Raw genomic sequence first — 3085 nt, forward strand, 5'->3', positions numbered from 1 at the left:
CGCGGCCAAGGATGGACCGCGCCCAACGGGCAACCGGGCAGCTACCTCGTCGACGGGGCTCGGGCACCTGCGTTGTGATCGCACCGCAGCCGGCGCATCTTGGCTCCTTGCTGCACGCCGACTATCTCCTGCGAGGTTACGATCGCGTCGTGGGTTGGGTCATCGACTCGTTCCTCGACGACCGCATCCCCCGCATGGCGCGACATCGGGGACACTTCGACCAGCTCTTCATCACCGATGTGGAGATGGTCGACAACTGGGCCGCTCAGACGGGCGCGACGACGGCCTGGCTGCCGTTCGGCAGCGACGTGCTGTCACAACCCAGCATGCCCACGGAACGACCCGTCGACCTGCTGCGGGTGGGCCGGCAGCCCGAGGCCTGGGACGACAACGGCTCCACGGCACTGGCGGCCGAGCGACTCGGCCTCCGGTTCAGCGCCGGCCCGCCAATCGATCCTGACCCCGCACGCAACCAGGAGGCTCTCCTCGCAGCGATGCGGTCCTCCAAGCTGACGCTGTCGTTCACCAACCTGGTCAGTCCCGCGACCTACACCCACCCCACTCGGGACTATGTCACCGGCAGGTGGACCGATGCTCTCGCATCGGGCGCAGCTGTAGCCGGGGTGGCACCCACGTGCGAGGCGGGGACACGCATGCTCTGGGAGGACGGTCTCGTCCGCCTGCCCGACACCGACCGGGACGGCGGCCTCGATGTGATCGCGCACGCCGTGCGCAGCTGGAGCCCTGAGAAGTCGGATGCGATCCACCTCGAAGCACTTCGAACGCTCGACTGGCGCCACCGGTTCCGTGAGCTGGCGGCCTGTGTCGACCTGCAGTCGGCAAAATTGGAGGACGAGATCGCGCGGCTCCAGACTCGGATCGACTCCCTCGCCGGCGGGCCGCGCCTAGGCTGAGCACATGCCCCTCGCCTCCATCGTCGTCCCTTCTCGCGGCGGAGCGGGACGCCTCCCAAGGCTGTTCGAGTCGCTGCGACAGCAGACCGAGCAGGACGTGGAGATGATCGTCGTCATCGACGGCGACACCGACGACTCCGAGTCGGCGGTGCGCCGGCTCGCCGAGGAAGCACCCGTGCGGTCGATCGTCTTCCCGGAGAACCGCGGCCGGGCAGCGGCGCTCAACGCCGGCTTCTTCGACGCAAAGGGCGACGTGCTGATCCGGGCGGACGACGATCTCGAGCTGGAGCCGGACTTCGTCGAGCACCACGTGCGACTTCACGACGAGGCTCCCCGCGGGGTCATCGCGATGTGCCGTGACGTGTTTCCCCGGACCCCATACGCGACGGCGTACGGCGTCGAGGCGGACGTGGCCATCCGTAGCGCTGCCTTCGACACCCCGCCCGAACGCACCTGGGAGTGGTGGTCGGGCAACGTCTCGAGCACGCGGGACGACTTCCACGCAGTCGGTGGCTACGACGAGTCGTTCCGGGCCTACGGCTGGGAGGACGTCGAGTGGGGCTACCGGCTCCACCGGCTCGGCCGGGAGATCCTCATCGCGCCCGGCTTCACGACGTTGCACCATGGTCCGGTCACGAGCGCTGCGGAGAGACTCGAGAGGGCCTTCGCCTCGGGTGCCGCCTACGCGAAGTTCATCGAGAAGCACGGCCCGGTCCTGCCGCAGGCCGAGCACCCGACCTCGCTCTGGAACACGCTGGTGGCCGTCACTGCCCGGGCAGCCACTCCGCGCACCGTGCGCACGGCCGGACACCTGATCGACCGGCACGTCGAGCGACTCCCGCACGCTGTCGGCCACAAGGTCGTGGCGCTGGGAATCCAGGCGTCCTCCCGTGCGGGTCGTCGTCGCTCCGGGCGGTGACGCGCCCTAGTCGAGCAAGTCGAGCAGGTCCGACGCCCGGTGCGAGAAGGTGTGCTCGGCGAGGGTCCGGCTACGTGCCGCCGCCCTGATCGCATCACCCCAGGCGTGGTCCTGCGACGCCCGCTGACACAGCTCCACGAGCTCGTCCACACCGTCGTAGACGAGGACCTCGGTCCCGGGCTCGTAGAACTCCGAGACGTCGGCTCGATCGATGAGCTGTACGGCGCCGATGCCGCTGGCCTCGAACGTCCGCAGCGTGAAGCCGTCCTGCGCGCCATGGATGTTGATCGTGGCGTCGGCTGCCCGCATGACCTGGTGGGCATCTGAGCGGCTGAGCTCTCGGCCGCTCGGGATGTCCGGACGATGCAGGTCCCAGGTCCGTAACCGGTCGTAGGGGTGCTTGGACCAGGAACGGCCATAGGCCACCACCGGGACCCCGGCGGCCTGGACCCGCAGCAGCAGCTCCTCGCGGCGCGGGTAGCGTGCGCCGGCGAAGACGATGCCGCCCGAGTGTTGATCTCCCGGCTCGAAGGCAGGGTCGTAGGCCAGTGCCACGTAGTCCGCCGCGAGTCCGGCCGCGCGCAGGCGTTCGGTGTCGGTGTGCGAGAAGCTGCCGACCCCACCCAGGCTCGGCCACATCTCCGGGGCGAAGCGCATGGCGTCCAACTGGTCGTAGAGCCAGGTGACGTGCGGGATCCCCGCGAGCGACTCCCAGTAGGGCTCACCCAGGACATCGCCCTTGATGGTGACGACCACGTCGGGTCTCGTCCTGAGGACGGCCGCACGCGCCGCGCCCCCCAGTCTCTCGGCGACCTGCTCGTCGGTCGACCGGCCCAGGCGCGAGGCGAGCTCGACCGTCATGTGGTGACGGGCCTTGGCCACCAGGCCCGCGTTCTCGTCGTACAGGTGGTGCTCGACCTCGAAGCCCGCCCTCTCGAGGGCCGTGGCCAGCGACAACCAGATGCCATGGAAGGCGGGGCTGACGACGAGCACCCGATTCGGCATGAACTGAAGTGTAGGGAGCCGAACGCTGTGGTCCGCCCGTCGCACGTCGGTGGGTCTGCGATCATCGACCGGTGCCTCGATCTCGCGCCGACCTGATGGCCGCCCTCCTGTTCCGCGGCAGGTCCGGGGCCAGGTGGCGGGTTTCGTCATTCCTCTCCCGCACGATCTATCCATCCGCCTTCGGGGCGTTCGGAGCGGGCTCCGTGCTGGATCACCCCAGGATCGTGCTGGGCGCCGACCGGATCCG

3 protein-coding genes are annotated in these 3085 nt (G+C 69.3%); 2 read left to right on the top strand and 1 reads right to left on the bottom strand.

Annotated features, from left to right (window positions below; genetic code table 11):
• Nucleotides 1–149 precede the first annotated feature (149 nt).
• Together RMO85_RS11410 and RMO85_RS11415 are read left to right on the top strand one after the other, a co-directional pair.
• On the top strand, nt 150–914 hold the full coding sequence (locus tag RMO85_RS11410; RefSeq protein ID WP_310528844.1) for a hypothetical protein: 765 nt from the start codon (nt 150–152) through the stop codon (nt 912–914).
• A 4-nt stretch (nt 915–918) separates the two neighbouring features.
• On the top strand, nt 919–1833 hold the full coding sequence (locus tag RMO85_RS11415) for a glycosyltransferase family 2 protein (protein WP_310528845.1): 915 nt from the start codon (nt 919–921) through the stop codon (nt 1831–1833).
• 6 nt (nt 1834–1839) lie between these two features.
• Here RMO85_RS11415 and RMO85_RS11420 read toward each other — a convergent pair whose 3' ends face one another.
• The gene (locus RMO85_RS11420) at nt 1840–2838 is read right to left on the bottom strand and encodes a glycosyltransferase (RefSeq protein ID WP_310528846.1); all 999 of its coding nucleotides are present in this window, start codon (nt 2836–2838) and stop codon (nt 1840–1842) included.
• Nucleotides 2839–3085 lie beyond the last annotated feature (247 nt).

The organism is Nocardioides sp. (genome assembly GCF_031422975.1).
Classification (GTDB): Bacteria; Actinomycetota; Actinomycetes; order Propionibacteriales; family Nocardioidaceae; genus Nocardioides.

Excerpts from the sequence above, each read along its gene's own strand:
- RMO85_RS11415 (WP_310528845.1), top strand. The coding sequence starts at position 919 with ATGCCCCTCGCCTCCATCGTCGTCCCTTCTCGCGGCGGAGCGGGACGC.
- RMO85_RS11420 (WP_310528846.1), bottom strand. The coding sequence starts at position 2,838 with ATGCCGAATCGGGTGCTCGTCGTCAGCCCCGCCTTCCATGGCATCTGG.